Below are 26110 nucleotides of genomic sequence, written 5' to 3' on the forward strand. Positions count from 1 at the left end.
GCCACGCCAGTGCCGTCGGCATGCTAGGCTTGCCGTCATGAGCAATGTTGATTCCCTTCTTGTCTCGGCAAAGGCCGATATCAACGCAGCGATCGGCGACTGGCTGGATCAGCTCGGCTCGGAGCGGCGGCTTGCCGACAAGACGCTGGTTGCCTACGAACGCGACCTGCGCCAGTTCCTGCGCTTCCTCACCATGCATCTTGGCGAGCCTCCCGCGATCGCCGATCTCGCCGCGCTGAAACCGGCCGACTTTCGCGGTTTTCTCGCCGCGCGCCGCAAGACCGGCGCGGAAAGCCGGACGCTTGCCAGAGGTCTCGCCGGGATCCGCTCCTTTCTCCGCTTCCTGGAAGCTCGCGGCCAGGTCAATGCCGCGGCAAGCGCGGCCATACGGCCACCCCGGCAGCCGAAGTCCCTGCCCAAGCCCGTTTCCGCCGGCGACGCCATGACACTGGTCGACGCGGAGGCGAGCCTTGAGGAGGAACCCTGGGTGGCGGCCAGGAACGCGGCGGTTCTGACACTTCTCTACGGCTGCGGCCTGCGCATCTCCGAAGCCCTGTCGCTGACGGGACGAACAGCCCCCAGACGGGGCACGCGAAGCCTGCGGATCGTCGGCAAGGGCGGGCGGGAGCGGGTGGTTCCGGTCCTGCCGGTGGTCTGCGACGCGGTCGATTCCTATCTTGCCCTATGCCCGCATGTGCCCGCCGCCGACGGTCCCCTGTTCCTCGGGGTTCGCGGTGGGCCGCTCAATCCGCGCATCGTGCAACTGGCCATGGCGCGGGCGCGCCGGGCCCTCGGTCTGCCGGACAGCGCGACACCGCATGCGCTGCGCCATTCCTTCGCCACGCACCTTCTGGCCGGCGGCGGCGACTTGCGGACCATCCAGGAACTGCTCGGCCATGCGAGCCTGTCGACAACCCAGATCTATACAGAAGTCGACACGGCAAGACTGCTGGACGCCTATGACAAGGCCCATCCGCGTGGCGCGGGACGGCCACAATAGGGCGGCAGACCCGGCGTTCTGAAAAAACTTGCCGCACAGCTGGTTCCGGACAAGAATCATGTATGCCGATGATGTTGATTCTGTCCTTCATCGCCTTGCTTGTGTGTGCTCCGCACTTTGTGGCGGAAGCGCGAGCGAAGGATCGTTGCCGTATCCCGGAGGTCGGGCATTGGTACAATTCCGCGGCCCAGATCCAGCAAATCCGTCGAATAGAAATCGAAAGCCATTGCTCGGGCGGTCTCATCGTTTCCCGGATGCGTGCCTTCACGCGCTGTGCGCCGCGCGATTGCAAATGGGGCTGGACACAAGCGATCCGACTGACCAACGGCCGGCTGATCGCCCGCTTTCCCGGATTTTTCGGAGCACGTGAGATCGAGATCATCTCGATGGGATCGCGCATCGAGGCGCTGGTAAAGATCGATTCGCATGACCCCAAGGTCGCCGACAGCTTCCACGCAGCGATCCTCACGCGGGAATGACGCGCCGATCTTCTACGTTTCCCCACTCGTCCCTGAAAGCTCGGCGCACCACATCTTACGCTGCGTTTTCCCCGATCATGCACTCCTGCGCGAACCATCAAGGTGACGCACAAGGCACCGCTGTCCGGCGCCGCGCCATGTCGACACGGCCCACGGCGGGCGCGGCCTGCTCTCGATCCGCCGCCAACAACGGCGAAGAACCGGACACGTGGCAGTGACCGGGAGATCACCGCTGTTGCGGAAATCCTTGCCCGCCACACGCAAAAGGCCCGCGCCGTAACCCGGCGCGGGCCTTTTGCCATTCGGCCGTCCAACGCGGATCAGGCGTGGATCGGTTTGGCGAAAGCGGCCATCGCGGCTTCCTTGACCGCCTCGCTCATGGTGGGATGAGCGTGGCAGGTGCGTGCCAGATCCTCCGAGGATCCGCCGAACTCCATCAGGACCGCAGCCTCGTGGATCATCTCGCCGGCGCCGTGGCCGAGGATGTGCACGCCGAGCACGCGATCGGTCTCCGCATCCGCGAGGACCTTCACGAAACCCTCCGTATGACCGGTTGCCTTGGCGCGGCCATTGGCGATGAACGCAAACTTGCCGACCTTGTAGGAGATGCCCTCGGCCTTCAGCGCCTCTTCCGTCTTGCCGACTTCGGCGACTTCCGGGCTGGTATAGACCACGCCGGGGATGACGCCATAGTTCACGTGGCCTGCCTGTCCCGCAAGGATCTCGGCGAGGGCCACGCCCTCGTCCTCCGCCTTGTGCGCCAGCATCGGCCCTGCAATCACGTCGCCGATGGCATAGATGCCGGGCACATTGGTCTGGTAGTGACCGTCCGTCTTGACCCGGCCACGCTCGTCGAGCGCCACGCCCGCCGCATCGAGCCCCAGCCCTTCCGAGACCGGACGGCGGCCAATGGCGACCAGCACCACGTCGGCCTCCAGCGTGCGCGCGGCCGCCTCTCCGCCGGCTGCCGGTTCCACGGTGACGGCAAGCTGCTTGCCCTTCTTCTCGACCGCGGTGACTTTCGACGAGAGATGGAATTCCATCCCCTGCTTCTTCAGCATGCGCTGGAAATTGCGGGACACGTCGCCATCCATCGGGCCGAGGATCTTGTCCATGAACTCGACGACCGTCACCTCTGCGCCAAGCCGGCGCCAGACGGAGCCGAGCTCGAGACCGATCACGCCGGCACCGATGACAAGAAGCTTCCCGGGAACCTTCTCGAGTTCCAGCGCGCCTGTCGAGGAGACGATCTGCTTCTCGTCGATCTCGACACCGGGCAGAGGCGCGACGTCGGAACCGGTCGCGATGACGATGGACTTTGCCTCGACAATCTGGGTGGAACCGTCCTCCGCCTTCACCTCGACCTGACCTGCCGCCAGGATCTTGCCGGTGCCGTGGAAGGCCGTCACCTTGTTCTTCTTGAACAGGAAATCGATGCCGGTAACGTTGCCGTCGACGGTCTTCTGCTTGTGCCCCATCATCGCCTTGAGATCGAGCTTGGGCTTGCCGACCTTGATGCCGAAGCCCTCGAAGCTTTCCGCCGCCTCCTCGAAAAGCTCAGAAGTGTGCAGCAACGCCTTGGACGGGATGCAGCCCACGTTCAGGCAGGTGCCGCCATGTGTGGCGCGCTTCTCCACGACCGCAACCTTGAGGCCAAGCTGGGCCGCCTTGATGGCACAGACATAGCCACCCGGTCCTGTGCCGATCACGACGAGATCAAACTGTGACATAGCATTTGCCTCTTGCTTTGCGCGTTTCAGCAGCATGTGCCGCCGGATGGTGTCTCAGGGCAGGATCGAGCGACCGCCGGACACGTCAAGGATGGCTCCCGTCGTGTAGCTTGCGGCATCGGACATGAGCCAGGCGATGGCCTCTGCACATTCCTCCGCTGTCCCGGCGCGACGCATGGGCAGGTCGGCCGCCATGCGGGCCGCCCGGTCGGGGTCCCCGCCCGAAGTGTGTATCTCGGTATCGATGATCCCCGGGCGCACGGCGTTGACCCTGATGCCTTCGCCCGCCACCTCTTTCGCCAGCCCTACCGTGAAGGTATCGATCGCCCCTTTCGCAGCGGCATAGTCGACATACTGGTCAGGAGAGCCGATCTTGGCCGAGGCAGACGACAGGTTGACGATGCTGCCGCCCTCGCCGCCATGCGCGGTGGACATGCGCTTCACCGCCTCGCGCGCGCAGACAATCGATCCCAGAACGTTGATGTCGAAGATGCGCCGAAGGCGAGCGAACGACATGTCGCTCACCCGGCACGCCAGATCAACCACCCCGGCATTGTTCACCAGCCCCCGGAGCCTGCCGAGCCGGTCGGCTTCCGCGAAAACGCGCAGGCAGTCATCTTCCGTGCCCACGTCGGCGCGAAGCGCGACCGCCTTGCCGCCCTGGGCGGCGATTGCCGAAACCACCTCGTCCGCACGCCCGGCGCTGGAAACGTAGGTGAGGAGAACCGTGGCGCCCGTGGCGGCCAGCCTGCGCGCGGCTGCGGCTCCGATCCCCCGGCTGCCGCCGGTTACCACGACGACGTTTTCAGCCATCATATCCCCCGATTGGATGTGTCACACATGGTCGGCTAGCGCTCGGAAAGGGCGAGCCGGATGCCGAAGCCGGCAAAGGCCAGCGCCACTGTCCGGCTCAGCCATGTCATTGCCTTCCGGCTCCCCAGGACGCGCGCGCCGAGCGCGGCGGCAAACATCCCGTAGCCGATGAAGACCACAAGCGTGAGCACCATGAAGACGCCGCCCATCTGCAGCACTTGCAGTGTCGTCGAACCGCCATCCACCTGGATGAACTGCGGCAGGAAAGCGAGAAAGAAGAGCGACAGCTTGGGATTGAGCACGTTGATGAGAAATCCCGTCCGGGCCACCGACGAAAGGCTGGGAGCGCTCGCCGAACGACCGGCCGGCGCCATCGGCCCGGCTTCCCGAAACGCCTGCCAGGCGAGATAGAGAAGATAGGCCGCACCGGCGTACTTCAGTATCTGGAACAGAAGCGCGCTGGCATGCAGCAATGCCGCAAGGCCCAGCGTCGAGGCCACAAGCGCCGGCAGGATCCCGACGGTGCAACCGAAGGCCGCCGCGATCCCCCGGCTGCGACCAAGCGCAAGGCCGGTCGCCACCGTGTAGACCACCCCGGTTCCCGGAATCAGAACCACGAGCAGAGCCGTGAGCAGGAATTCCAGACTCATGCATGCACCTCCCGACCCGCGGTTCCGTCCCGTCCGTTCGGCCTAAAGATCCAGGACGAGACGCTGGATATCCTCCAGGCTCTCCTTCACCCGGACGAGGAACGTCACGGCTTCCTTGCCGTCGACGATCCGGTGGTCGTAGCTGAGGGCCAGATACATCATCGGCCGCGCCACGATCTGGCCGTCGACAACCATCGGCCGCTCCTGGATCTTGTGCATCCCGAGGATGCCCGACTGGGGGGCATTGAGGATCGGCGAGGACATCAGCGAGCCGTAGACGCCGCCGTTGGAGATGGTGAAGGTGCCGCCGGTCATGTCGGCCATGCCGAGCTTTCCGTCACGCGCCTTGCGACCAAGATTGCCGATCTCCTGCTCGATCTGGGCAATCGACATCTGGTCGGCATCGCGCACGACGGGAACCACAAGCCCCTTGTCGGTGCCCACGGCCACGCCGACATGGCAGTAGTTCTTGTAGATGATGTCGGTGCCGTCGATCTCGGCATTCACCGCCGGGATTTCCTTCAGCGCATGGCAGACCGCCTTGGTGAAGAAGCCCATGAAGCCGAGCTTCACCCCGTGCTTCTTCTCGAACAGGTCCTTGTAGGTCTTTCGCAGCTCCATCACCGGGCCCATGTCCACCTCGTTGTAGGTGGTCAGCATGGCTGCCGTGTTCTGGGCGTCCTTGAGGCGGCGAGCGATGGTCTGGCGCAGCTTGGTCATGCGCACGCGTTCCTCGCGCCCGGCGTCCTCCTCCAGGGAGGGGGCGCGCGCAGCGGCCGGCGCGCTCGCCGTGGACGCTTCCTGCGTCATGCCGGACGCAACAGCGGCAATCACGTCGCCCTTCAGCACCTGCCCTCGCTTGCCGGAGCCGGCGACCTGATCGGACGCCATGCCCTTTTCCGCAAGCATCTTGGCCGCTGCCGGAGCCGGAGGCATCGATGTTGCCGAAGCGGCCGGCGGCGCGGAAGCCGCAGGCTTGTCGGCCGGCGCCGCTGCGCCCGCCCCAACGGCAATCCTCAGAAGCAGCTGGCCAGGGGTCACGGTGTCGCCGGTCGCCGCGGCAATCTCGGTGACGGTCCCGGCGACCGGCGCCGGAATTTCCTGCGCGGCCTTGTCGGTTTCCAGTTCGACGAGGATGTCATCGGCCTTGACCTGCTGGCCGACCTTCACGAACCACTCGCCGACATCCGCTTCCGTCACGCTCTCGCCTGCCGACGGCACGACGACGTCAACCGTCTCCTTGGAGGCGGCCGCCTTGGCGGGAGCCGCCTCGGACTTCGCGGCTGCTGGCTTGGCCGGAGCAGCGCCGGAACCGGCGCCTTCCTCGATCTGGCCGAGCAGGGTGCCGACCTCGACGGTGTCGCCCTCCTTGACCAGTATATCGCCAAGCGTGCCGGACGCCGGCGCCGGAACTTCGACAGTCACCTTGTCGGTTTCCAGCTCGACGATCGGCTCATCGGCCGTCACCTGGTCGCCCGGCTTCTTGAACCACTGGGCAATCGTTGCTTCGGTCACGGATTCGCCGAGGGTGGGCACTCGAATTTCGGTCGCCATGGTCACAATCTCTTTCATTCGGTGGCTGCGCGAAGATCCCGGCTCTGCGCGCGCGAACGATGGGGTCTGGCAGTTTCCCGGACCGTGATGGCCGGGGAGAACGATGGCATCCCGCTCCCGGCACTGCGCCGGGAGCGGGACGACTGGTCATGACTGGTCGGCAAAGGCCTCATCGAGGAATGCCTGCAACTGGGCCGCATGCTTCGACATCAGACCGGTCGCCGTCGCCGCGGATGCTGCGCGTCCGATATAGCGCGGGCGGGCGTTCCTGGCGTCGATCTGGTTCAGCACCCACTCGAGGTAGGGCTGAACGAAGAACCAGGAACCCATGTTCTTCGGTTCTTCCTGGCACCACACGAAATCCGCGTCCTTGAACCGGGCAAGCTCGGTGACGAGCGCCTTTGTCGGGAACGGATAGAGCTGCTCGACGCGCAGCAGATAGACATCATCGATGCCGCGCTTCTCACGCTCCTCGAACAGATCATAGTAGACCTTGCCCGAGCACATGATGACCCGCCGGATCTTGTCGTCCGCCGCCAGCTTGATATCGCTGTAGCCCTCGAGCTGGGCGTCGTCCCACAAGAGACGGTGGAAGCTCGAGCCGTCCGCGAACTCGTCCACCCGGCTGACCGCACGCTTGTGACGCAGCAGCGACTTCGGCGTCATCAGGATCAGCGGCTTGCGGAAGTCGCGTTTCAGCTGACGCCTGAGAATGTGGAAGTAGTTGGCCGGGGTGGTGCAGTTCGCCACCTGCATGTTGTCTTCCGCGCACATTTGCAGGAAGCGCTCGAGGCGGGCGGAGGAGTGCTCCGGCCCCTGCCCCTCATAGCCATGCGGCAGGAGGCAGACGAGACCCGACATGCGCAGCCACTTGCGTTCGCCCGACGACAGGAACTGGTCGAAGACGACCTGCGCGCCGTTGGCGAAGTCGCCGAACTGGGCTTCCCACAGGGTCAGCGCGCCCGGCTCGGTCAGCGTGTAGCCGTATTCGAACCCCAGCACCGCCTCTTCGGAGAGCATCGAGTTGATGACCTCGTAGCGCGCCTGGCCCTCACGCAGGTTGTTGAGCGGAATCAGCCGCGATTCGTCCTCCTGATCGTAGAGAACCGAATGGCGCTGCGAGAACGTTCCGCGCTCGCAGTCCTGCCCGGAGAGACGCACCGGGTGGCCGTCGAGAAGCAACGATCCGAAAGCAAGCGCCTCGGCCGTGGCCCAGTCGACGCCTTCGCCGGTCTCGAACATCTTCTTCCGGTTATCGAGAAACCGGCGGATGGTCCGGTGAACGTTGAAACCTTCGGGAATCCGGGTCAGGGCCGCACCGATTTCACGCACCTCGTCGATCGGAAGACCGGTCTGGCCGCGGCGAGGATCGTCGAGATCCTGCGCCTGCTTCAGGCCGGACCACTTGCCATCGAGCCAGTCAGCCTTGTTCGGCTTGTAGGCCTGGCCCGCCTCGAATTCCTCGTCGAGCCGCGCGCGGACCTCGGCGCGCATCGCGTCGATTTCCTCGGCCGTCAGCACGCCGTCCTTGACCAGGCGCTCCGAGTAGATCTGCAGCGTCGTCGGATGGCTGCGGATCTTGCGGTACATGAGCGGCTGGGTGAACGCCGGCTCGTCGGACTCGTTGTGCCCGAAGCGACGGTAGCAGATCATGTCGATAACGACCGGCTTGCCGAAGAGCTGGCGGAACTCGGTCGCGATCTTGGCCGCGTAGACGACGGCTTCCGGATCATCGCCGTTGCAATGGAAGATCGGCGCCTCGATCATCTTGGCCACATCCGAGGGATAGGGCGACGAGCGCGAGAACCGCGGATTGGTGGTGAAGCCGATCTGGTTGTTGATGATGACGTGGATCGAACCGCCCGTGCGATGGCCGCGCAGCGCGGACAGGCCGAAGCACTCGGCAACGACGCCCTGACCGGCAAACGCCGCATCGCCATGCAGCAGCAGCGGCAGCACCCTCGACCGGTCGACCTCGGTCGTGTCCACCCACTTGCCGTCCACTGCCGAGAGCTGGTCCTGCTTGGCCCGGGCCTTGCCCAGGACCACCGGATTGACGATCTCCAGATGCGACGGGTTCGCGGTCAGCGACAGGTGCACCTTGTTGCCGTCGAACTCACGGTCCGACGATGCGCCGAGGTGATACTTCACGTCGCCGGAGCCTTCCACGTCGTCCGGCGTGAAGGACCCGCCCTTGAACTCGTGGAAGATCGCACGAAGCGGCTTGCCCATGACCTGGGAAAGCACGTTGAGGCGGCCGCGATGGGCCATGCCGAGCACGATTTCCTGGACGCCGAGCGCACCGCCACGCTTGATGATCTGCTCGAGCGCAGGCAGCAGGGCCTCACCGCCGTCCAGGCCGAACCGCTTGGTGCCCGTGTACTTGATATCGAGGAACTTCTCGAAGCCCTCGGCCTCGATCAGCTTGTTGAGGATCGCCTTCTTGCCCTTCGGCGTGAACTCGATCTCCTTGTCGGGACCTTCGATGCGCTCCTGGATCCAGGCCTTCTCGGCCGGATTGGAGATGTGCATGAATTCGACGCCAAGCGTCGAGCAATAGGTCCGCTTGAGGATATCGAGCATCTCGCGAATGGTCGCGAACTCGAGCCCGAGCATGTAGTCGATGAAGATCTTGCGGTCCCAGTCGGCTTCGGTGAAGCCGTAGGAGGACGGGTGCAGTTCCTCGTGATCGAGCTGTTCCTTGAGATGCAGCGGATCCAGATCGCCATGCAGATGGCCGCGCATGCGATAGGCGCGGATCATCATCAGAGCGCGGACCGAATCGCGCGTCTGCTGCTGGACATCGGCGTCGGTGAGCGGCTTGTCGCCCTTCTCCGCCCTCGCCTTCAGCTTGTCGCCAATCGCCTTTTCGACCGGAGCCCAACTTCCGTCGAAGGCATTGACGAGGTCGCCATTGGCAGCCGGCGGCCAGTCGGACCGCTTCCAGGAGGCGCCGCGCGCCTCTTTCAGGACGTCCGACTTTTCATCAGAGAGATTGGAGAAGAAATCGCGCCACGTCTCATCGAGTGAGCCGGGGTCTTCCTTGAAGCGCGCATAAAGGTCTTCGATATACGCCGCGTTGCCGCCGTAGAGAAACGACGTCATCGCGAATGCATTGTTCGCGTCTTGCCGAGCCATCACCATAGCGAGGTCACCCCCGCCCACCTGTTGAGGGGAGCCCTTTCACGCAGCGCCCCGTTACACGGATGTGGGATGAAGCCGCGCGAGGCGTGTCCCGCGCGGCTTCTGTGTAAAGCGGTACACGGGAAACTTCCCAGAGGGAAGCACCCGCACCCATATGCGACTGCGAACTCGGTTAAAAAACCGATGACCGCGAAAAATCAGCCCTTCAGAACTTCGAGCAGGGTCTCGCCGAGTTTGGCCGGAGACGGGGACACGCGGATGCCCGCAGCCTCCATTGCCGCGATCTTGTCCTCGGCTCCGCCCTTGCCGCCGGAGATGACGGCGCCGGCATGACCCATGGTGCGGCCCGGAGGCGCCGTGCGACCGGCGATGAAGCCGGCCATCGGCTTCGAACGGCCCTTCTTGGCCTCGTCCTTGAGGAACTGCGCGGCCTCTTCCTCGGCCGAGCCGCCGATCTCGCCGATCATGATGATCGACTGGGTCGCGTCGTCCGCGAGGAACATCTCCAGGATGTCGATGAACTCGGTGCCCTTGACCGGGTCGCCGCCGATGCCGACCGCCGTCGTCTGACCGAGGCCCGCGTTCGAGGTCTGGAACACCGCCTCATAGGTGAGCGTGCCCGAGCGCGAGACGACACCGACGGAGCCCTTCTTGAAGATCGAGCCCGGCATGATGCCGATCTTGCACTCTTCAGGGGTCAGGACGCCCGGGCAGTTCGGTCCGAGCAGGCGCGAGTTGGACTTCTCCAGCCGGCGCTTGACCTTGACCATGTCGGCGACCGGAATGCCTTCCGTGATGCAGACGATCAAGGGAACTTCAGCGTCGATCGCCTCGATGATCGCGGCGCCCGCGCCTGCCGGCGGGACGTAGATCACCGACGCATCCGCGCCGGTCGCTTCCTTCGCTTCGCCGACAGTGGCGAAGATCGGCAGGGACGCGGCGCTTTCCAGACCCGACGACCAGCTCTCGCCGCCCTTCTTCGGATGCACGCCGGCAACCATCCTGGTGCCGTAGTATTCCAGTGCCTGTTCCGTGTGGAACGTGCCGGTCTTGCCGGTCAATCCCTGAACGATGACCTTGGTGTCTTTGTTGACGAGAATGGACATCTAGCTGCCTTCCTTGATTTTCACGGCACGCCTCCGAAACCACATTCCAAACAATGCCACTAGGGCATTCATCAAGAAGACCACGGAAGTAAAGAACGCAAAATAGGCGGCCACCATCGGCCGGAACCCGTTATCTGCATTGCTCGATAGGTAGCCAGCAAAAACCCAACAAACGCCGCAGACCAAGCCAGACAAGGCAACGGATGCCAGAGACACCCATTTTTCAAACCTAACCCAACCAGCCCAGCGGCCCGCTGCAAACGAGAAGATGCTCAGCACCAACAATGCCAGCGCAACTCCCCCCAACGGACTGCCTATTGGAATCGAAGCTCCTATCAACACCAAACTTCCATAGCCCTACGTCGTTTCAAGCGTGCGTGTGGCTCAACCTTTAACGGCCTTGACGATCTTCTTGGCGGCATCGTCGAGATCATCGGCTGCGATCACGTTGAGACCGCTCTCGTTGATGATCTTCTTGCCAAGCTCGACATTGGTGCCTTCGAGGCGCACGACAAGCGGCACCTTCAGCCCGACGTCCTGCACGGCCGCGATCACGCCTTCCGCGATCACGTCGCAGCGCATGATGCCGCCGAAGATGTTGACCAGGATGCCCTTCACGTTCGGATCGGAGGTGATGATCTTGAACGCCGCCGTCACCTTCTCCTTGTTGGCGCCACCGCCGACATCGAGGAAGTTCGCCGGCTCCGCGCCATAGAGCTTGATGATGTCCATGGTCGCCATGGCAAGGCCGGCGCCGTTGACCATGCAGCCGATGTCGCCGTCGAGCGCCACATAGGCAAGGTCATACTTGGACGCCTCGATCTCCTTGGCGTCTTCCTCCGTCTCGTCGCGCAGGGCGACGATGTCGGCATGGCGGAACAGCGCGTTGCCGTCGAAGGAGACCTTGGCGTCGAGGACGCGCAGGCGGCCGTCCTTCATGACGATCAGCGGGTTCACTTCCAGCAGCGCCATGTCCTTTTCGACAAAGGCCTTGTAGAGGATCGGGAACAGCGTCATGCCGTCGGTGCGCGCCGCACCGGTCAGTTCCAGCGCATCGCAGAGCTTGGCCGCATCGGCTTCCGTCACACCGGTATCCGGGTCGATCGGCAGGGTGTGGATCTTTTCCGGCGTCTCTTCGGCCACCGCCTCGATGTCCATGCCGCCCTCGGTCGAGACGACAAAGGCCGGACGGCCGACAGTGCGGTCGACGAGGATGGAAAGATACAGCTCGCTCTCGATGTCGGCGCCGTCCTCGATATAGAGGCGGTTGACGACCTTGCCGGCGTCGCCGGTCTGCGCGGTCACCAGCGTGTTGCCGAGCATGTCGGTCGCGTGCGCCTTGACCTCGTCGATCGAGAACGCAAGACGAACGCCGCCCTTGGCGTCGGCAGGCAGTTCCTTGAACTTGCCCTTGCCGCGGCCGCCGGCGTGGATCTGCGACTTCACCACCCAGAGCGGGCCGGGAAGCTGCTTTGCGGCGGCTTCGGCCTCGTCGGCGGAAAAGATTGCGACCCCGTTGGCCACCGGCGCACCGAAGGACTTGAGGACCTCTTTGGCCTGGTATTCGTGGATATTCATGCGTCTATCCCCCGGATAGTTTGAAAGAGGGTTGGCGTCATGCAAATCGGGAGGCCGAAGGGCCTCCCGAAAGCGACATCAGGCAAGAGCCGGCTGGATCTTCTTGCAGGCCTCGACGAGGCCGTCGACGGACGCGACGGACTTGTCGAACATCGCCTTCTCGTCACTGTTCATCTCGATCTCGATGACGCGCTCGACGCCGTCCGCGCCGATAACGACCGGAACGCCGACATAGGTGTCGTTGAGACCGTACTGGCCATCAAGATGCGCGGCGCAGGGCAGCACGCGCTTCTTGTCCTTGAGGTAGCTCTCGGCCATGGCGATGGCCGAGGCGGCCGGGGCGTAGAAGGCCGAGCCGGTCTTCAGCAGGCCGACGATCTCGGCGCCGCCATCACGGGTGCGCTGGACGATTTCTTCCAGACGCTCGGCCGTGCACCAGCCCATCTTGACCAGGTCGGTCAGCGGGATGCCGGCAACGGTGGAGTAGCGCGTCAGCGGCACCATGGTGTCGCCGTGGCCGCCGAGCACGAAGGCCGTCACGTCCTCGACGGAGACCTTGAATTCCTCGGCAAGGAAGTAGCGGAAACGGGCGCTGTCGAGGACGCCGGCCATGCCGACCACCTTGTTCGCCGGCAGGCCGGAGAACTTCTGCAGGGCCCAGACCATCGCGTCGAGCGGGTTGGTGATGCAGATGACAAAGGCGTTCGGCGCATGCGTCTTGATGCCCGCGCCCACCTGCTCCATCACCTTCAGGTTGATCTCGAGTAGGTCGTCGCGGCTCATGCCGGGCTTGCGCGGCACGCCGGCGGTGACGATCACGACGTCGGCGCCGGCAATCGCCTCGTAGGAATTGGCGCCCGACAGGTTCGCATCGAAGCCGTCGACAGGTGAGGATTCGGCAAGGTCAAGTGCCTTGCCCTGGGGCGTGCCTTCGGCAATGTCGAAAAGGACGATGTCGCCGAGTTCCTTCAGGCCGGCGAGGTGGGCGAGCGTGCCGCCAATCTGTCCCGCGCCGATCAAAGCGATCTTGTTCCGAGCCATATCCTGTTGCTTCCCTTTACGTAAAATGGAGCATGAACCGTTCCCAACGGTCGCGCATGGCACTAAACCCTTTGACGCCGGGGTGCAAGCTAATCGAAGGAATAGCTCCTCCCCGGGACGGCCTACGCCTCGTCGCTGAGCCAGTCCTGCGAACGCATCTCGACAAGGCGCGAAACGGTCCTCTGAAATTCGAACGACTCGGTTCCGGTCTTCGCCACATAGAGGTCTTCAGGCTCGGCGGCGGCGGAAACGATCAGTTTGCTGCGGTTGTTGTAGAGCGTGTCGACGAGGTTGATGAAGCGCTTGGCTGCGTTGCGCTGCGCAAGGTCCATGACCGGCACCTCCTCGACGACGAAGGTGTGATACGACAGGGCCAACCGCTGATAGTCGGCCGCGCCGAGCGGCTGCTCGCAGAGTTCCGCAAAGGTAAAGCGCGCGACGCCTGCTGCCGTGCGCGAAATCGGAATGCGCCGCCCCTTGACCTCCAGTTCCTCAGAATGGGACTGCAGGCCGTGTGTCAGCTTCCGCCAAAGGGACTCGATTCCCTTGTCGGCCTCCGGACCCAGCGGCGAAATGTAGAGCGGAGCCCCGGCAAGCTTCTCCAGCCGGTAGTCGGTGCGCGCATCGAGGCAGACCACGTCGACCCGCGTTTTCAGGAGTTCGACGAAACCGAGGAAATGGCCCCGGTTGAGGCCGTCGCGATAGAGATCGTCCGGGTCGACATTCGAGGTCGCGACCACGATCACCCCGCGTTCGAAGAGCTTTGTGAAGAGCCGGCCGAGGATCATTGCATCCGCGATATCGGTCACCGCGAACTCGTCGAAACACAGCAGCCGCGTCTCTCCGGAAATCTCGGAGGCAACCGGCGGGATCGGATCGTCCCCGCTCATCTTGCCGTCGCGGATCGCCGCCCGCACCCGGTGGACGCGGTCATGCACATCGGCCATGAACTCGTGAAAATGGACGCGCCGCTTCTTCTTCGTCACGGCAATGTCGAAGAACAGGTCCATCAGCATGGTCTTGCCGCGGCCGACCTTGCCCCAGACGTAAAGCCCCTTGACCGGTTCCCGGCTCGCGCCGCGCTTGCCGAAGAGCCAGCCTAGCGCACTCTTCTTGGACGCCGGGCCCGTCTCGGCGAGCAGCTCGTTGAGCCGGTCAAGCGCGGCCACGACTTCGGTCTGCGCCACGTCCCGCTCTATCTCGCCGGCCTCGACGAGGGCGCCGTAGCGCCCCGCTACCGTGTGCGCGATCGGGATTGTCCGGGCTGGCGGCGTGGCACTCATGTCGATGTGACCCTTCGGAGAACCAGGAAGACGTTGGACCGGGCCGTTCCGCGACGGGACGGGCCGGAAGCCGATGCGGCGCTGATAGCGCGCGACCGTGTTCGCGGCAACTCCCTTGACGGGTGCACTTGCGCGGAACCGGCACCGGCAGCCGCCTCGCGCGCGGCGATCTGCCGGAAACCTCGACCTCGCCTTCTGAAGCTTATGTTTCCCGATCCCGCGAGACCGGCAGGAACTGCGGGTCGACCGGCACCTGCAGCCCGGTCGCAAGCCTGTTCGTCTCGCTCGCCATGCCGACAATCGCAAGCAGTTCGCCGAGCTGCTCCTCGCTCATGCCCTTGGCCCTCGCCGCCGCCGTATGCGAGCGAATGCAATATTCGCAGCCATTGACGATCGACACCGCGACATAGAGCATTTCCTTGGTCAGCGGATCGATCGAGCCGGGGCCCATGACCTCCTTCAGGCTGGACCAGGTGCGCTCCAGGAGCTTCGGGTCATTGGCAAGAACCCGCCAGAAATTGTTGATGAAGTCAGTGTTCCGCGTCGCCTTGATATCGGCGACGACAGCGGCGGAACGCGCCGGCAGCTCGTCATCTGCAAGTATCGGCCAGACCGACATGCCCCCTCCCAGTCTTGGCCCGCCCCGGCCACCCGGCCGGACGGGCCGTTCGTCAACCTTCCTAGCGGAATACCTGGACAGGCGCGCCGGACGTCGTGCGCCCGGAAAAGCTTTCCGCGCCCGTCGCGTAAAGTTCCGCGACCGTGGTCCCCGCATTGTCCTTGAGCAGCACCTGCTTGCCCTGAAGGTCCCAGGCGGAAATCGTCTGCATCTGCGGAGAGGCACACCCACGGGAGTTGGCGCGATAACCGCCGCTCCAGGTGGTCAAGGTCATGAAGAGCTTGCAATTGTCGGAGCCGGAGGCGAGCGACCATCCGCCCAGCATGTCGCTGCGACCGATTTCGCGCGCACCGGCAGGCGGAGCACCGGAGGCGCCGGCGGTCGGATCGACACCGGCAACCTGGGTGCCGGGATCGCCAAGCGGCGCGCCATCGACGCCCGTTCCGGGCTGGCCATAGGCCGGATCGAGCGGCTGCAGCGGCTCGAGCGACTGGCTGGCGACAGGCGCGGTGGGCGTTGCCGGGAGCGGCGCGCTGCGACTTCCATACCCAAGGCGCTGACAGCCTGCCAGCGCGACGGTGAGGCAGAGCATGGCTGCCAGGGGTGCGCTATGCTGGGCGGAACGGATCATGATCTGTCTGTCCTTGCTCGTTCTGGCTTCACACGGTCTCACAGCGCGCGACCCGAGCCGGGCGGGGCATCATCTGCTTGCCATGACATGCGAACCGGCTCCCGGTAGCCCGGCGGGACCGGGTCCGGTATCCCGGTCGACCTGCCCGCCATGTCATGGCACCAACCGTCATGATTCTTGTCGGTTTTGGTGACCAAATGGTTGACGTGTTTTCAATGGACAGGCAATTGGGTCCAAATCATGACCCGCGACACGCCGGGCATGCCCTTCGGGAAAGCCCGAAATGCCATGAATCCGCCGCAGTGCGGGGCTAACGAAGAAAACTGGTCTGGGGAGACCCAAGGAGCGGTGCCTGTACCCTTCAGGAGCATCGCATGTCGCATTCAAGCGAGAAGCCGCAGACCGGCTACTACCGAAAACTGACATTCGCGGACCAGCCGCTCTTTCGCGACCACCTGCTGCGGCTCGACCCGCAGGCGCGCCGCGCCCGTTTCGCCATGCCCGCGAGCGACGCCTTCCTGCGCTGTTATGCCGAGACGAGCTTTACGCTTGGAACGGTGATCCACGGCTATTTCGTTGACGGGCACCTGCGCGCCGTTGCGGAATTGCGCTCGTTCAGCGATGGCGAGACGGCCGAGGCCGCATTTTCCGTCGAGAGCGACAGCCAGCAGGCCGGTATCGGAACGCGCCTGATGGAACTGACGCTGATCGCGGCACGCAATCGCGGCTGCCGGCACATCTACATGAATTGCCTGGCCACGAATCGCGCCATGCAGCAACTGGCACGCAAGTTCACTGCGGATCTCACCTTCGAGATGGGCGATATCATCGGTCGCATCGAACCGCGCTCGTTCTCGTTCTTCAGCCTTGCCCGCGAGCAGATTGCCGACGCCTTCGGCGTGATCGGCGCTCTCACCGACACAGGCCGGCGCCCTGCAGGGCGTTAACCTCCCGCCAGTCAGGCGATGCGGCGAAACCCGGAGTGGCGAAAGCTCTGCTCGTCCATGGCCCGGTTGATCCGGCGGCGGATCTCATGAAAGGCATCCCTCAGCGCTTCGCGCCCGACCAGCGCCGTGGCGCGCGTGCCGATGCACCAGTCGACAAGCCGCGTGTGGGCAGGCCAGGCACGACCCGTCGCCCCGAGTGCCGCCGGAGTAAGGCCGACGACAACGTCGGGGACGGGCGCATGTGCCAGGGTGAAAAGCCGCCAGCTTTTCGGCTGCAGGCCGGTCAGCGACAGCCCGTGCGCAGCCAGGATCTTGCCAACCCCTTCGGCAAGATCCGGCGCAGGCGACAGGCCTGCGGAAAAAGCCCGCAGGCCGCGAGAGGGGTCAACGTTGAGGTAGGCCTCGGCCATCGGGCTGAGGCGCGCGTTGTCGTCGCACAGGAACAGGACATTTACCGACATCGTCACTCCTTGGATCGGGATCGCTGCAGGATGCAGGCGATGCAGGATCCGCCCGGCTCCGGCATGCGGCTGACGCTGCCCGGAGCCATTGTCCGTGGTGATTTCGAATCGCCCCCCGGCGCAAGCGCAGGTGATACGCGGGCTTCGAAACGGCAATGTGACGAGCCATCAAACACTTCCGGGCCAAATCGCGGCAATCCCGTGGCATGGGCAAAGGACCGTTTTCAATCCTCCGCAAAACTGTCGAGGACCTACTGCCGCTTGACCTTCCGCCCGCGATGACGCACCTGCACGATCAGAACCGCAGGCCTTGTCCCTGCCCGAAGCGAGGAGCCCCTGATGCCTTTTGCCCTATGGTGCGTGCTCGCCGCCGCGATCCTTCCGATCCTGTCGGCCTTTCCCGCGAAGCTGACGAAGGAGTTCGACAATGCAAAGCCTCGCGATCCGGATTTCTGGAAGGACGGGTTCCGGGCCCGGGCGGCAGCGGCGCAGGCGAACGGCTACGAAGCCTTCCCGCTTTTCGCCGTGGCGGTCGTCACCGGCCTCTGGCAAGGCGGCAATCCCGAATGGATTGACAACCTTGCTGGGCTTTTCATCGGCGCGCGAATGATCTTTGTCTTCTGCTACTGGACAGACCGCTCGACGCCGCGCTCACTCGCCTGGACCGTCGGCTTCGCGGCGAGCGTGGCGATCTTCACCAGCCCGGCGTGGAGCTGACCGACCAGACCACAGGACGGTTGCACTCTCCCGGAAGTTGCATTTAGGTGTCGGAGCCGTTCATTTCACGCGAAGTCGGCGATGTGAAACTTATTTTCGATCGAGAATTCTGGAGCCCGTAGATGCGTATTGCGCCGATCGCCCTTGCCCTGAGCCTTGCCCTTGCCGCTGCCCCCTCTCACGCCAGTGACGGTTTCAATCCCTTTGTCTCCACCAACCCGGACGGTTTTTCCTGGGACGGGTTCTATCTGGGCGCACATGGCGGCTATGGCTGGTTCACGACGACCTGGCCAAGCGGCCATTCGACCACGGATCAGGGGGAGCTGTTCGGCGGCCATGGCGGTTACAATCACATGGTCGGGCGGCTCCTGTTCGGCGCCGAGATCGACCTGAGTTCGGCCACCATCAACAAGTGGAGCCGCTTCAGCGACCACGTCAGCCTGCTGACCTCGGCAAGAGCCCGCGCCGGCGTGACCCATGACCGCTACCTGCTCTTTGCCACCGCCGGCATCGGCGCCGCACGCATCTCGCAGGCGCGTTTCACGGGCGCCAAGCAGAGCGAGACTCATGTCGGATGGGTGGCAGGCGGCGGCCTCGAGGTGATGCTGACGGACTTTCTCTCGCTCAGGGGCGAGTACCTGCACTACCAGTTGCCGTACAAGACCTACAATCTGGGCCTCGGCAACTTCCGCTATGGCGGCAATATCGACCTCGTGCGCGGCGGTCTTTCGGTTCACTTCTGAGCAGAAAAGCGAAAGGCGGCACTGCGGCCGCCTTTCCAACTCCCAGACCGGCCGGAAGGCCGGTCAGTAGCGACGCTCGACCATCATCTTCTTGATTTCGGCAATCGCCTTGGCAGGGTTGAGCCCCTTCGGGCAGGCCTGGCTGCAGTTCATGATCGTGTGGCAGCGGTAGAGGCGGAACGGGTCCTCGAGATTGTCGAGACGCTCGCCGGTCGCTTCGTCGCGGCTGTCGATCAGCCAGCGATAGGCCTGCAACAGGACGGCCGGACCGAGATAGCGGTCGCCGTTCCACCAGTAGCTCGGGCAAGACGTGGAGCAACAGGCGCACAGGATGCACTCGTAGAGGCCGTCGAGCTTGGCGCGGTCCTCATGGCTCTGGCGCCATTCCTTCTCGGGTGCCGGCGTCGTCGTCTGCAGCCAGGGTTCGATCGAACGGTGCTGGGCATAGAAGCGCGTCAGGTCGGGAACCAGATCCTTGACCACCGGCATGTGCGGCAAAGGATAGATCTTCACCGGTTTCTCGCCGATTTCCTCCATGCCCCGGGTGCAGGCGAGCGTGTTGGTCCCGTCGATGTTCATCGCGCAGGACCCGCAAATGCCCTCGCGGCAGGAGCGGCGGAAGGTCAGCGTCGGATCGATCTTGTCCTTGATATAGATGAGCCCGTCGAGAACCATCGGCCCGCAATCATCGCTGTCGATGAAGTAGGTATCGACCCGCGGGTTGCGGCCGTCATCCGGGTTCCAGCGGTAGATGCGGAACTCGTGCAGGTGCTTGGCGCCGGCCGGCTTGTCCCAGACCTTGCCTTCCGCGACCTGGGAATTCTTGGGAAGCGTCAGCTGTACCATATCTCGTCGCTCCGCGTTCTGGCCCGTCCGCAAGGGCAGGCCCTTCATTTTCGGTTTGCATTCAGCCTTTCAGGCGGCCCGCCCGAAAAGCGTATTGTCCTTCGTCTCGCCTTCGACGGCGTAGCCAAGGCCGGCAAGAACAGCGAGGCAGTCCCGCGCCCAGTGCTCCCGGCAATTCGTCTCGATCAGCACCGCCCGGGGCAGCCGGGCAGGATCGCAATCCCGCAGATATGGCAGTAGCACCCGATCCTCGAAGCCTTCCACATCGACCTTGAGCACATTGACACGCTCGATCCCGTGTGAGGCAAGAAGGCTCGAGAGCGGATGCACCGTGACGGTGCGCGACGACCAGTCACCGGCCCATTCGCCCGTGGTCAGGTCCTCGACCAGTGTCGCGAAACCGCAGTTCGTCGGCTCGCTCCACAGTTGCATTGTTCCCGGCGCATCCCCGACGGCAACCGTGGCGACAACAATCTCGTCGAGACTGTTGGCGGCGATGTTGAAGGCCAGCCGCCCTGCGGTCGCCGGATTGGCCTCGACCGCAAGCACCCGTGCGCCCCTCCGGGCTGCCTTGAGCGCATAACTGCCGATATTCGCCCCGATGTCGACGAAGACGGCCCCCTCGACCAGATACCGCGCGAGCATGTCATGCTCGGCGCGTTCCGGCAGGCGTCGCCTGGCCATGATCTTGCGATCATCATAGTTCGAGCCGGGATAGAGGCGAAAGCGAATGCCCTCGGCCTCGATGTCGAACGGCCCCGAGAAAAGCCGCGCCGCGGTTCCCCTCAGGCCCTTTCGCAAGCGCGGCGCAAGCTCGTGACGATCGGCAAGCGACCAGGCAAGCCTTGCCAGACCCTCGGCACCATAGGTGCCGAAGGGCGAGGTCGTGTCGATCGCGATCCCTGTCGCCGCCATGTCCCGAACCGGTTCCTGCAATCAGCCGCGCCCCGACCTCAGTAGACGCGCGCCTTCGGCGCGATCTTCTTCGGGTCGATGCCGCCTTCCTCGAAGGTCGTCAGCGGATCGGTGACGACCGGGCGGTAGCCCAGCGTCGTCGTTCCGTCCTCGGCAACCCAGGCAAGCGTGTGCTTGCGCCAGTTGTCGTCGTCACGACCGCCCAGCGGGCCGTCCTTGAAGTCCTCGCGCGCATGCGCCCCGCGGCTCTCCTTGCGCGCCTCGGCGCCGTAAACCGTGGTGATGGCATTGGCCATCAGGTTTTCAAGCTCCAGCGTCTCGACCAGATCGGAGTTCCAGATCATCGAACGGTCGCTCACCTTGAGATCGGCAAGCTCACCCCAGATCGCGGAAATGCGCTGGCACCCCTGTTCCAGGCTCTCCTGGGTCCGGAAGACGGCCGCGTCCTCCTGCATGGCGCGCTGCATCTTCTCGCGCAGCTGCGCCGTCGGCGTGGAACCGTCTGCATGACGGAGCCTGTCGAAGCGCGCCATGATCTTCTCGCAGCTCGCCTCGTTCGGCGTCGGCACGGCGGACTTGCGGTCGATGACCTCACCCGCCCTGATCGCGGCGGCACGGCCGAAGACCACAAGATCGATCAGCGAGTTGGAGCCGAGGCGGTTGGCGCCATGCACGGAGGCGCAACCCGCCTCGCCGACGGCCATCAGGCCCGGCTGGATCGCACTCGGATCATCCTTGGTCGGATTGAGCACCTCGCCCCAGTAGTTGGTCGGAACGCCGCCCATGTTGTAGTGGACTGTCGGCAGGACCGGGATCGGTTCCTTGGTCACATCGACGCCGGCGAAGATCTTCGCCGATTCGGAAATGCCCGGCAGGCGCTCTGCGAGGATGTCCGGATCGAGGTGATCGAGATGCAGGAAGATGTGATCCTTGTTCTTGCCGACACCCCGGCCGTCACGGATTTCCATCGTCATGCAGCGCGAGACGACGTCGCGCGAGGCAAGATCCTTGGCCGAGGGCGCATAGCGCTCCATGAAGCGCTCGCCCTCGGAATTGACCAGATAGCCGCCCTCGCCGCGCGCGCCCTCGGTGATGAGGCAACCGGCGCCATAGATGCCGGTCGGGTGGAACTGGACGAACTCCATGTCCTGAAGCGGCAGGCCGGCGCGCGCGACCATGCCACCGCCGTCGCCGGTGCAGGTATGGGCGGAGGTTGCCGAGAAATAGGCGCGGCCATAGCCGCCGGTCGCCAGGACGACCATCTTGGCGGAAAAGCGGTGGATGGTTCCGTCATCGAGGTTCCAGGCGATGACGCCCTGGCAGACGCCGTCCTCGGACATGATCAGGTCGAGCGCGAAATACTCGATGAAGAACTCGGCATTGTGCCGGAGCGACTGGCCGTAGAGCGTGTGCAGGATGGCGTGGCCGGTGCGGTCGGCGGCAGCACAGGTGCGCTGCACCGGAGGGCCGTCGCCATAGTTCTGCATGTGGCCGCCGAAGGGGCGCTGGTAGATGCGGCCATCCTCGGTGCGCGAAAAGGGCACGCCGTAATGCTCCAGCTCGTAGACCGCCTTGGGCGCCTCGCGGGCGAGATATTCCATCGCGTCGGTATCGCCGAGCCAGTCGGAGCCCTTGACGGTATCGTACATGTGCCACTGCCAGCAGTCGGGCGTCATGTTCTGCAGGCTTGCGGCAATGCCGCCCTGCGCCGCCACCGTATGCGAGCGGGTCGGGAAGACCTTGGAGATGCAGGCGGTCCGCAGACCCTGCTCGGCCATGCCGAGCGTTGCCCTCAGGCCCGCGCCGCCGGCCCCCACGACCACCACGTCATAGCGGTGATCGACAAAGGAATAGGCTTGTCCTGCCATGTTTTCAGCCTCCGAAGCTGATCTTGAGAACGGCAAAGACCGACGCGAGGCCGACGAATACCGAGAAGAAGGTGTTGCCCATCAGCGCCAGCAGCTTCAGTGCCTCGCCGTGAAGGTAGTCCTCGATGATCACCTGCATGCCGAGCTTCATGTGATAGACGCCAGACAGGATCACCAGCAGCATCAGGATCGCGACCAGCGGGTTGGCGAGCGCGCTCAGCACCGATGCATGGTCGTCACCCTGCAGGGCGACGACGAGAATCACGAAGAAAGAGATCAGGAAGACATTGGCGACAGCCGTGACGCGCTGGCGCCAGAAATGGGTGGTGCCGTCCTTTGCCGAACCCAGACCGCGAACGCGGGAAAGCGGGGTACGCATATCAGTCATGGTGGTGCCTCCCTCAGCGAACGACGTAGCCGACGACCCAGAGCAGGATCGTCAGGACAACGGAACCGATGATCGTCGCGCGGGCGAGCCCCTCGCGGGCCTCCGTTCCGAAGCCATGCCCCATGTCCCAGATGAAATGCCGCATGCCGCCAAGCATGTGATGGACCAGTGCCCAGGTGAAGCCGAACAGGACGAGACGCCCGAGGATCGATCCGTAGATCTCGTTGACGAACTCGAAATACTCGGGACCTGCCGCCGCGGCGACAAGCCACCAGGCAACGAGGATCGTGCCGAAATACAGCGCCGCGCCGGTGATCCGGTGCAGGATCGACATGACCATTGTGAGGATGGGTTTATAGATCTGGAGATGCGGCGAAAGGGGCCGGCTGTTTTTCATCCCGACATCCGACATGGACTCTTCTCCCGTCTCCCTCATCGGCTTACGCTTACGTAAACGTTAGCTAAATCAGGGCCTTGTGTACCCGCCTTCTAAACCCATCGGACGGGAACGTCAAAATATCCTGTCGGAGAAGCTGATGGAGTCTTTTTGTCGCCGCCGGAGGCCGGCAGGACGGCCAAAGCAGAGCCGCCCCTTACCTATAGGTAAGACGCTTGTGCAGGTGCACCATCATGACGGTGGCGAAAATCGGCGTCAGCAGGTTCAGCAGCGGCACTGCCAGGAAACCGGCGATCACGAGGCCACCCATGAACACGGTTCCCGAATGGGTGCGGCGCAGGGCCCGCGCTTCCTGCGGCGAACGGAAGCGCATTGCCGCGAACTCGAAAAACTCGCGACCGAGCAGGTAGCCATTGACGACGAAGAACGCGATCAGGTTGATGCCTGGAACAAGAAGCAGAAGCAGTGCCAGGAGGTTACCGGCAATCACGATGCCGGCGAACTTGATCGCTTGCGGCAGGGCCTTCGACAATGGCATCGCCCGACCGGGCGGATCGGCGGGATAGTCCCCCTTCTCCACCACCTCGGCAATTTCGTCCTGCAGGATGCCGGCGATGATGGCCGTGACCGGCGCCACCAGGAAGCCGAGCAGGAAGATGGCACCGATGCCGGTCAACAGGGAGAGTGCCGTTTCCAGCCAGGGATACGGCAGGGTGACCAGGGTTGCCACGGCACCGTTCAGTGCCGCCCAGACAAGAAACAACAGCACCAGGGTGTAGCCGAGCGTTTTCCAGAAGATCGCCCTGAGGCCGGGCTCGAAGATCTGGGAAAGGGCGCGCAGGGCGGCTGAAATCATGGGGCGATTCGATCCTGATGAGGGAATAGGCAAGGTTCACGTAGGTGGCTGACCGGCACTCCGCAAGGCAGCACGCCGGAACAGGGCCGAGCTGGACTTCTCAACAATCGGCAATCGGACGCCAGTCGAGGCCGGCTGCGCAACGCCCGTCGAGCGCGGTGCGGGGAAACACGAAAAAGCAGCCGCCACCGCCCGGCGGCTGGTCATGCCGGCGATCTATCGCAAAGCCCCCGACGTGGCATTTCAGCAGCGTGCCAACCCCGCCATGGCCAACGAAAAGCACTGTTTCTCCGGCCGGCATCCCGTCGAGGTGAACCCGCACCCTGTCGACAATGCGTGCCTGGGCATCGCGCGCCTTCTCCCAGCCGCGCACGCTCTCGTCAGGAGAGGCAAAGAAGCGGTCGGCCACCGCCTCGAACTCCGGCGGCGGCAGGAAGCCGGTCGAAGCGCGGTCGTTTTCATGCATGAGTTCGTCAATGCCGACCGCCAGGCCGAGACGGCCGGCAAAGATCTCTGCCGTCTGGCGCGCCTTGCGCTCCGCGCTGGAGACAATGTGGCTCACCCGGGAGAAGACCGGAAGAACCGTGCCCGCCCGGGCGCGCCGGAAACCGGCCTCGGACAGCCCCCAGTCGGGCACGGGCACGGCCGGATCGATCTCGACCTGGGGATGGGTGAGATAGATGCAGTCGCCGTCCGGGCGGATCACTCGAAGACGCCCCTGCGCTCCGCCCAGTTGCGAATCAGCCAATGCGCGATGGACAGCGGCGGCGGCACCTTCAGCCCCTCAGGGTGACGGTCCTCGAGCATTGCCAGCACCTCGTCGCGCGGGAACCAGCGACAGGCCTCCAGTTCGCTCTCGTCCATGGTGACGTCCCGGCTTGTCGCGACCCCGTGACAGCCGATCATCAGCGAAGCCGGAAACGGCCAGGGCTGGCTCGCGTGATAGTCGACGCGGCCAACGTGAATGCCGGCCTCCTCGAACACTTCCCGGCGAACCGCCTCCTCGATCGTCTCCCCGGGCTCGATGAAGCCGGCGAGGGTGGAGAACACCCCCTCGGCAAGACGCGGCGGACGACCCATCAGGCAATCGTCCCCGTCGGCCACCAGCATGATGGAGACCGGATCGGTACGCGGGAAATGCAGGCCGCCGCAGGAGGGGCAATCACGCCTGTAGCCCCCTTGCGTCATGACACTTGCAGCGCCGCAGCGAGAGCAGTGGCGGTGCGTCGCATGCCAGTGAAGAAGCGCGCTCGCCTGCGCCAGAATGCCGAGATGGCCAGGCGCCAGCGCGTCCTGCAGGGCAAGCGATCGGATATCGATCAGCTTCAGGCCGGCAGGTGCCGCGGCCTCGACATCCTCGGCGCTCGCATCGAGCGGCACGGCGAAGACCGGCGCGCCCTCGGCATCGAAGCCGAGCAGCACCACCTCGTCCTGGCGCGGCGAGAACCCGGCTCCGGCACTGCGTCCATGCAGAATGGACAGGGGATGCCCGGCAATCCCGACAAGCGGGCGGCCTTCGCACAGGAAGACGAAGCGCGCCGCGGCACTCTCCAGATGCGCGGCGAACCAGCGATCATCGCCGCGATGCTCCGAGAGACGGTCGAGGGGATTGCCATGATAGGCAAAGCCAAGGGCATGCGGGTCGGTCATGAAGGGCTTTCTGGCAGGGCTGTACAAAGGAGGGGATGCAATCCTGGAGGCTGGGGGCCGTCAGTCCGCGAGGCAGGTCATCGGGTCTCCCGGGAGAAAGCGGCAGCCAACCGCTCGACCAGATCCCGTTGCCCGGTCTCGGTGCGGATGGTCGCCTGGCCAACGCCCCAGACAGGTCCGGGCCAGGCAGGATCGTCGTTCCGGCGGGCGATCACATGGACATGCAACTGGGACACCATGTTGCCGAGCGCTGCGACATTGAGCTTGTCGCAGCCCGTTTCCGTTTTCAGAACGCGGCTCGCAATGGCAATCTCCTGCATCAGGCGCAGTTGATCGCCCTCCTCCAGGTCGATGATCTCGACGAGATCCGGCCGGCGCGGGACAAGCAGCAGCCAGTCGAAGCGACCGTCACGCATCAGCCGGACGGCACACAGCGGAAGGTCGCAGACAGGAACGCTGTCGCCGACGAGGCGCGGGTCTGGCTGAAAGGCACTCATGGCACACTCTGAAGGTTGGCTGGCGCGGGCTGTCCGTGCCGCGAAGTCTGGAATATCGGTCACGGTCTCGCGCACTATAACTCCCGGAAACGGCGACGCCAGCCCCGAGCGGACCGCACTTTTCCCGTTGACGACACCCACTGCCCATTGCATGCGAAAGACGGAACCGGATCACTGATCAGCCGGTATCCGGGTGT

The 26110-nt window shown here is 64.3% G+C and carries 26 protein-coding genes; 5 read left to right on the forward strand and 21 right to left on the reverse strand.

Features of this window, described 5'->3' with window-relative positions; genetic code table 11:
* Positions 1-37: 37 nt before the first annotated feature.
* Both ACN0T5_RS10690 and ACN0T5_RS10695 read left to right on the forward strand, forming a co-directional pair.
* A complete protein-coding gene (locus ACN0T5_RS10690) occupies positions 38-1000 on the forward strand; it encodes a tyrosine recombinase XerC (RefSeq protein ID WP_417768620.1) in 963 nt (320 codons plus the stop codon).
* A gap of 68 nt (positions 1001-1068) precedes the next feature.
* Positions 1069-1479, forward strand: a complete 411-nt coding sequence (locus tag ACN0T5_RS10695) for a hypothetical protein (RefSeq protein WP_417768621.1) — start codon at positions 1069-1071, stop codon at positions 1477-1479.
* A gap of 320 nt (positions 1480-1799) precedes the next feature.
* On the opposite strand, the gene lpdA is transcribed toward ACN0T5_RS10695, so the two are convergent.
* The 11 genes from lpdA to ACN0T5_RS10750 form a co-directional block, all read right to left on the reverse strand.
* Positions 1800-3209, reverse strand: a complete 1410-nt coding sequence (gene lpdA / locus ACN0T5_RS10700) for a dihydrolipoyl dehydrogenase (protein WP_417768622.1) — start codon at positions 3207-3209, stop codon at positions 1800-1802.
* A 54-nt stretch (positions 3210-3263) separates the two neighbouring features.
* A complete protein-coding gene (locus ACN0T5_RS10705; protein WP_417768623.1) occupies positions 3264-4022 on the reverse strand; it encodes an SDR family oxidoreductase in 759 nt (252 codons plus the stop codon).
* A 35-nt stretch (positions 4023-4057) separates the two neighbouring features.
* Positions 4058-4672, reverse strand: a complete 615-nt coding sequence (locus tag ACN0T5_RS10710) for a LysE family translocator (RefSeq protein WP_417768624.1) — start codon at positions 4670-4672, stop codon at positions 4058-4060.
* Between the two features lie 42 nt (positions 4673-4714).
* Positions 4715-6226 carry a 2-oxoglutarate dehydrogenase complex dihydrolipoyllysine-residue succinyltransferase gene (odhB, locus tag ACN0T5_RS10715; protein WP_417768625.1) on the reverse strand — a complete coding sequence of 504 codons (1512 nt, stop codon included), beginning with the start codon at positions 6224-6226 and terminating at the stop codon, positions 4715-4717.
* A 147-nt stretch (positions 6227-6373) separates the two neighbouring features.
* Positions 6374-9364, reverse strand: a complete 2991-nt coding sequence (locus ACN0T5_RS10720; RefSeq protein ID WP_417768626.1) for a 2-oxoglutarate dehydrogenase E1 component — start codon at positions 9362-9364, stop codon at positions 6374-6376.
* Positions 9365-9567: 203 nt separating this feature from the next.
* Entirely contained in the window at positions 9568-10476 is a 909-nt protein-coding gene (gene sucD / locus ACN0T5_RS10725; protein WP_417768627.1) for a succinate--CoA ligase subunit alpha, read from the reverse strand.
* A 384-nt stretch (positions 10477-10860) separates the two neighbouring features.
* Positions 10861-12054 carry an ADP-forming succinate--CoA ligase subunit beta gene (sucC, locus tag ACN0T5_RS10730; protein ID WP_417768628.1) on the reverse strand — a complete coding sequence of 398 codons (1194 nt, stop codon included), beginning with the start codon at positions 12052-12054 and terminating at the stop codon, positions 10861-10863.
* Positions 12055-12132: 78 nt separating this feature from the next.
* Positions 12133-13095: a malate dehydrogenase gene (gene mdh, locus ACN0T5_RS10735; RefSeq protein WP_417768629.1), complete on the reverse strand. Its 963-nt coding sequence runs from the start codon at positions 13093-13095 to the stop codon at positions 12133-12135.
* A 122-nt stretch (positions 13096-13217) separates the two neighbouring features.
* Positions 13218-14378: a cell division protein ZapE gene (gene zapE, locus ACN0T5_RS10740; protein ID WP_417768630.1), complete on the reverse strand. Its 1161-nt coding sequence runs from the start codon at positions 14376-14378 to the stop codon at positions 13218-13220.
* Positions 14379-14580: 202 nt separating this feature from the next.
* Positions 14581-14997: a carboxymuconolactone decarboxylase family protein gene (locus ACN0T5_RS10745; protein WP_417768631.1), complete on the reverse strand. Its 417-nt coding sequence runs from the start codon at positions 14995-14997 to the stop codon at positions 14581-14583.
* A gap of 61 nt (positions 14998-15058) precedes the next feature.
* Positions 15059-15628 (reverse strand): AprI/Inh family metalloprotease inhibitor, encoded by a 570-nt coding sequence (locus ACN0T5_RS10750; RefSeq protein WP_417768632.1) that lies wholly within the window; start codon positions 15626-15628, stop codon positions 15059-15061.
* Positions 15629-16002: 374 nt separating this feature from the next.
* Between ACN0T5_RS10750 and ACN0T5_RS10755 the strand changes: the two genes are divergently transcribed.
* The gene (locus ACN0T5_RS10755) at positions 16003-16575 is read left to right on the forward strand and encodes a GNAT family N-acetyltransferase (RefSeq protein WP_417768633.1); all 573 of its coding nucleotides are present in this window, start codon (positions 16003-16005) and stop codon (positions 16573-16575) included.
* Positions 16576-16586: 11 nt separating this feature from the next.
* Here the strand turns inward: ACN0T5_RS10755 and ACN0T5_RS10760 are convergent, their stop codons facing one another.
* The gene (locus ACN0T5_RS10760; RefSeq protein ID WP_417768634.1) at positions 16587-17036 is read right to left on the reverse strand and encodes a low molecular weight phosphatase family protein; all 450 of its coding nucleotides are present in this window, start codon (positions 17034-17036) and stop codon (positions 16587-16589) included.
* 339 nt (positions 17037-17375) lie between these two features.
* On the opposite strand from ACN0T5_RS10760, the gene ACN0T5_RS10765 reads away from it, so the two are divergent.
* Both ACN0T5_RS10765 and ACN0T5_RS10770 read left to right on the forward strand, forming a co-directional pair.
* On the forward strand, positions 17376-17753 hold the full coding sequence (locus ACN0T5_RS10765; protein ID WP_417768635.1) for an MAPEG family protein: 378 nt from the start codon (positions 17376-17378) through the stop codon (positions 17751-17753).
* 122 nt (positions 17754-17875) lie between these two features.
* Positions 17876-18496, forward strand: coding sequence for an outer membrane protein (locus ACN0T5_RS10770; protein ID WP_417768636.1), 621 nt, complete (start codon positions 17876-17878; stop codon positions 18494-18496).
* 63 nt (positions 18497-18559) lie between these two features.
* Here the strand turns inward: ACN0T5_RS10770 and ACN0T5_RS10775 are convergent, their stop codons facing one another.
* The 9 genes from ACN0T5_RS10775 to ACN0T5_RS10815 all read right to left on the reverse strand — a co-directional run bounded on the left by ACN0T5_RS10775 (position 18560) and on the right by ACN0T5_RS10815 (position 25913).
* Positions 18560-19342: a succinate dehydrogenase iron-sulfur subunit gene (locus ACN0T5_RS10775; RefSeq protein ID WP_306028124.1), complete on the reverse strand. Its 783-nt coding sequence runs from the start codon at positions 19340-19342 to the stop codon at positions 18560-18562.
* Between the two features lie 69 nt (positions 19343-19411).
* Positions 19412-20257: an FkbM family methyltransferase gene (locus ACN0T5_RS10780; protein WP_417768637.1), complete on the reverse strand. Its 846-nt coding sequence runs from the start codon at positions 20255-20257 to the stop codon at positions 19412-19414.
* Positions 20258-20295: 38 nt separating this feature from the next.
* Complete coding sequence (sdhA, locus tag ACN0T5_RS10785; protein WP_417768638.1) at positions 20296-22125, reverse strand: succinate dehydrogenase flavoprotein subunit; 1830 nt, start codon at positions 22123-22125, stop codon at positions 20296-20298.
* 4 nt (positions 22126-22129) lie between these two features.
* Positions 22130-22513: a succinate dehydrogenase, hydrophobic membrane anchor protein gene (sdhD, locus tag ACN0T5_RS10790; RefSeq protein WP_417768639.1), complete on the reverse strand. Its 384-nt coding sequence runs from the start codon at positions 22511-22513 to the stop codon at positions 22130-22132.
* Between the two features lie 13 nt (positions 22514-22526).
* Positions 22527-22910 (reverse strand): succinate dehydrogenase, cytochrome b556 subunit, encoded by a 384-nt coding sequence (gene sdhC / locus ACN0T5_RS10795; RefSeq protein ID WP_417768640.1) that lies wholly within the window; start codon positions 22908-22910, stop codon positions 22527-22529.
* 196 nt (positions 22911-23106) lie between these two features.
* Positions 23107-23766, reverse strand: a complete 660-nt coding sequence (locus ACN0T5_RS10800; protein ID WP_417768641.1) for a sulfate transporter family protein — start codon at positions 23764-23766, stop codon at positions 23107-23109.
* Positions 23767-23866: 100 nt separating this feature from the next.
* Positions 23867-24472: a histidine phosphatase family protein gene (locus tag ACN0T5_RS10805; protein WP_417768642.1), complete on the reverse strand. Its 606-nt coding sequence runs from the start codon at positions 24470-24472 to the stop codon at positions 23867-23869.
* Positions 24469-25416, reverse strand: a complete 948-nt coding sequence (gene nudC, locus ACN0T5_RS10810; RefSeq protein ID WP_417768643.1) for an NAD(+) diphosphatase — start codon at positions 25414-25416, stop codon at positions 24469-24471. The genes ACN0T5_RS10805 and nudC overlap by 4 nt, the downstream gene beginning before the upstream one ends.
* Positions 25417-25493: 77 nt before the next feature.
* On the reverse strand, positions 25494-25913 hold the full coding sequence (locus ACN0T5_RS10815; protein ID WP_417768644.1) for an HIT domain-containing protein: 420 nt from the start codon (positions 25911-25913) through the stop codon (positions 25494-25496).
* Positions 25914-26110 lie beyond the last annotated feature (197 nt).

The sequence above is a fragment of the Stappia sp. genome (assembly GCF_048261845.1).
GTDB lineage: Bacteria > Pseudomonadota > Alphaproteobacteria > Rhizobiales > Stappiaceae > Stappia.